We start from the raw sequence: 4,643 nt of genomic DNA, 5'->3' as shown, positions 1-4,643 counted from the left end.
CTTTAGCGCCGATGGTAGTTGGGGGCTTCCCCCTGTGAGAGTAGGACGTCGCTAGGCAATGTAAACAGTCAGCTGTGTGCTGGCTGTTTTTTTATAAAATTATACAAATAGTATTTAACCAATAGTAAAAAATCGAGAAGCTAATTTAAGCTTCTCGATTTTTTTAATTATTTACTTTAGCAAAAGTTAATCTTTATATAGTTAAATATACTCATTGGTGTTTATATATTTCAGTATGCTTTCATATTAATTTCGATGTAATATTACCCATAGTATTAAAAGGTAATATTATGGCTTTTATAGGTATTATATATTAAAATAGGTAATAGTTATTTTTACATACTATTAGGATATAGATATGTAAAAAATATATAGATAGGAGTGTAAATATTGATAATACTAGATAGACCTTATGTTTCGGGCTTATTAGCGGACACAATTAGTAAGAATAAAATTCCGGTAATCAGATTAAATGAAGTTTTTATACCAAACGAATCTACTATAAATTTCAAAAAGGTAGACGATTTGTTAATTGAATTAGAGAAGGGGAATTCTCCAATTCTCTTTAACTCTGAAAATGGACTTAATATTTTATCAAAATATGCGCCTAATCACTATTTAACAACTGTTACAGATATTTTGAAAAATAAAGTTACTTTCAGGAAAACATTAAGTAGACATTATAAAGATTTCTTTTTCACAGAAGTTTCTCTAAAAGAATTAGAAGAATTAGATCCTAGTGCTCTACCTTTCCCTATTATTGTTAAGCCTGTTATAGGATATTCAAGTATAGGTGTACATCGTATTGATAAGGTAGAAGAATATAAAGAAACTATTAAACAACTTAAGGTTGAAATGGAAGTTATGAGTTCAGAGTATCCAATCGAAGTTATTAATAGCCAATCATTTATAATTGAAAAATTAATTGAAGGCGATGAATACGCTGTTGACGTATATTTTACAGAAGACGGGGAACCTGTTATCCTAAATCTTTTTAAAAGAATGTTTAGGCATGAGAAAGACATGAGCGATAGGATTTACTATACGAGTAAGCAAGTAATAAATGAGTCCCTCAGTAAAATTCAAGAGTTTTTAAGAACTATTTCATCGTTCTTCGCTTTAAAGTCTGCCCCAATACATATTGAAATTCGCATCGATAATGATGAACAGATTGTTCCTATTGAAGTAAATCCACTTAGATTTGCTGGTATCGGTACAAATGAACTTGGCGTTCATGCATATGGTGTAAACGCATGTGAATACTTTTTCAAACAAGAAAAGCCTGATTGGGGAAATATAGTTAATCAAATGGATGATTCAATTTATAGTTTTTGTTGTGCTGAATTAGATGCTTCTATTGATTGTAAGCAAGTTGTATCTATTAATCATGAAGCGTTTAAACTAAACTTTGATGAAATTTTAGAATATCGACCAATGAAAGTAAATGAAAGTTCTACATTTGCTGTAATCTTCCATAAGTCACCGGATTTAAATGAAAATATAAGGTTATTGAATTTAGATTTGAATCAATATATATCTTTAGAAGAATTGGTAATTGTTTAATAATGACTAATTTTTCTATTGCAGTTAGGAGCGTTAATGATGTTTAAAGGTATGACAATTAGAAAGAAAATATTATTAAACGTATTAATGCCTATTGTTGTTATAAGCACCATTTTTAGCTTAGCCATTTTTATTGTAGCTGATCGTTTAATTGAAGGGTATATTATTCCTCAGTTTGAAGAGAGCTTAACAATGAAAATGGAGGACTTTGATGAGCTATTTGATAAAGAATTAATCAATAGTGCTAAAACAAACAAAAGTGCATATCAAGAACTATTGTCTAGAGGAAATGCATTTCAAGAAGAGCATGAATTAGAAAATGTATATATTATGAGTAAAGTAGATAATAAAGAAGTCATTTTATTTTTAGGTAATGACGATAAGTATTTATCACCACTAGCGTTTACAGATGAACAAAAAGCAGCGTTAGGTACAACTAAAATGGTTACAAGTGATATTTATAAAGATGAATACGGCGCTCATAAGTCTACATTTTTACAAGTTCAAGGAACAGATTCTGTCTTAGGATTAGATGAAGATGCAGATTTTATAGTTGATCTAGAAAGTTTATTAATAAAAGTATGTGTATTATTAGCACTTATATTTATTGTGGTAAGTGGTATACTAGCATATTTCACTGCTAAAAGAATTTCTAAACCGTTAAATGAACTTGTAGATTATACTAAAGTAATTGCAGCTGGTGATTTAACACAGGAAATTAAAAATACCAGTAATGATGAAATTGGTCAGCTGGCATCAAGTTTTAATAGTATGCAAGTACAGCTAAAAGAAGTTATAGGTCATGTATCCTCAACAGCAGACTATGTAGCAAACGGGTCTAAAGAATTGACTCAAAGTATAGAGCAAGTGACAGAAATGGCTAATCAGGTATCAGCAGCAATTCAGGAAGTTTCAGTAAGTAGTGAAATGGTAACAACTGGGGCTATTCAAAATCAAATTGCGATTAGGGAAATATCAGAGGGGATAGTAGAAATTACAGAATCTACTACAAACGTCTCTGACGAATCTATTAAGACTTCTGAAGAATCCAATCAAGGTAATAATGTCATTCAACAATCCGTACAAGGAATTGATTCAATTAACGAGCTTTCAAAAGCCTCTATGCAAATGACAGAACAAATGCATCAACGATCTAAAGAAGTAGGACAAATTACAAATGTAATTACAAGTATTTCAGATCAAATTAATTTACTAGCACTAAATGCAGCTATTGAGGCTGCTCGTGCAGGTGAATATGGAAAAGGGTTTGCTGTTGTTGCAGATGAAATAAGACATTTAGCAGAACAATCTGCCCAATCTGCTAATGACATAACTAAATTAATCTCTGAAATGCAAAACAATTCTAATGAATCGGTTGAAGCTATTACGAGAGTTGTAGATGAAATTGATCAAGAGACTGTCGCAATAAGATTGGCTGGAGATACTTTCCAAAAAATCTCATCTCTAATTTCAAACATTAGTATGCGAACTCAATCAATTGCTTCAACAGTAGAACAAATATCAGCAAGCTCTGAACAAGTATTAGGGACTACTGAGACAACTGTGCAATCACTGGAGCAAACATCAGCAGGTACCCAAAATATTGCTTCAACTATGCAGGAGCAATCTGCTTTTATGGAAGAAATGCTAGGAACAGCTAATCAAGTAAATGATATGGTGGAAAATTTGAAAGGTCAAATTGCACATTTTAAAATTAAGTAATCTAAGCAATAACATTAACTAAGTTAAAAGGATTAGCTCTAACTTGAACAGAGCTAATCCTTTTACTATTTTTAAATCCGTATGCCAACTATCAAAGTCATTTGTAAATTCGACAAAATACTCATTGAGTTCGTTCTAATTGTATATAACTCTTTATATAATGTAACGATTACTTTAAAAAGGAGAGGAAATTTTGTGGATTGATGGTGTTTTTTCTGGTGGCGGTTTGAAGGGGTTTGCACTTGTTGGGGCGTATCAAGTACTAGAAGCTGAAAATTTTCGCTTTAAACGGGTAGCTGGAACGAGTGCCGGGGCTATATTGGCTGCTTTTATTGCTGCCGGGTATAGCGGAAAAGAAATCCAGACTATGTTAGAAGAGTTGGATGTACCTTCATTATTAGATCCAAGAAAAACAATCTTACCATTACCATTTATGAAGTGGGTTAATGTTTATCACCATTTAGGTTTATATAAAGGAAAAGCATTAGAAAAATGGTTTTTTCAGAAATTAGCAGCAAAAGGAGTTTATACATTCGGAGACTTACCTAGAGATTCATTAAAGTTAGTGGCCTCAGATTTAACAAATGGCAGAATGATTGTGTTACCGGATGATTTACAAAAATATCATATTGATGCTAAAAATTTTTCGGTTGCGTGTGCTTTACGTATGAGTTGTGGCATACCATTTTTCTTTGAACCCGTTACATTAAAAACAGGAAAAGGAGATTCAGTTATTGTAGATGGCGGTGTATTGAGTAATTTTCCATTGTGGGTATTTGATGATAGAGAAAGACGTAAAGTGCGACCGATTATTGGACTTAAATTGAGTAGACGTAGAGAAGAGCAACACCCACATGAAATTAAAAATGGATTAAATTTATTTGAAGCTTTATTTTCTACTATGAAAGATGCTCATGATGAAAGATATATTTCAAGACGACATGAAAGAGATATTATTTTTATTCCCGTTGATGATTATAGCGCCACACAATTTGATTTAGACGAAGAGACTAAAGAAACACTTTTAGAAATCGGAAGAAACCGTACGATTCAATTTTTAAAAGCATGGCCGAGATATAAGCTATAAAACTTTTAAAAAAATGTATTAATACTATTGACGTCCTATGAGATAGATGATATTATATAAAAGTTGCTGATGAACATGCAACTAGAACAATACAAAAATAAAATAACTGTTTGACATTATGTATAAAACATGTTATTATATAAAAGTTAACTCTTAACAAAAGAGATAATAATTATAAATGAACCTTGAAAACTGAACAAGCAAAACGTAATCAATAAAGTTTTTAGTAGCTAACCTTGAGTTAGTGAACGAAACAAAATTTTGGACATCA

At 31.3% G+C, this 4,643-nt stretch carries 3 protein-coding genes; all 3 read left to right on the top strand.

The window, feature by feature from the left end:
• The first annotated feature begins 390 nt into the window (after positions 1-390).
• Entirely contained in the window at positions 391-1,563 is a 1,173-nt protein-coding gene (locus ACQKN4_RS25265; RefSeq protein ID WP_170939085.1) for an ATP-grasp domain-containing protein, read from the top strand.
• Between the two features lie 36 nt (positions 1,564-1,599).
• Positions 1,600-3,285, top strand: coding sequence for a methyl-accepting chemotaxis protein (locus ACQKN4_RS25260; protein ID WP_427485207.1), 1,686 nt, complete (start codon positions 1,600-1,602; stop codon positions 3,283-3,285).
• 193 nt (positions 3,286-3,478) lie between these two features.
• Complete coding sequence (locus ACQKN4_RS25255) at positions 3,479-4,372, top strand: patatin-like phospholipase family protein (RefSeq protein ID WP_079564489.1); 894 nt, start codon at positions 3,479-3,481, stop codon at positions 4,370-4,372.
• Positions 4,373-4,643: the final 271 nt, after the last annotated feature.

The organism is Lysinibacillus sp. NPDC093692, from assembly GCF_050280125.1.
Classification (GTDB): domain Bacteria; phylum Bacillota; class Bacilli; order Bacillales_A; family Planococcaceae; genus Lysinibacillus.
The sequence above is the reverse complement of the archived record's forward strand: the minus strand, read 5'-3'. Positions and strand labels throughout refer to the sequence as shown.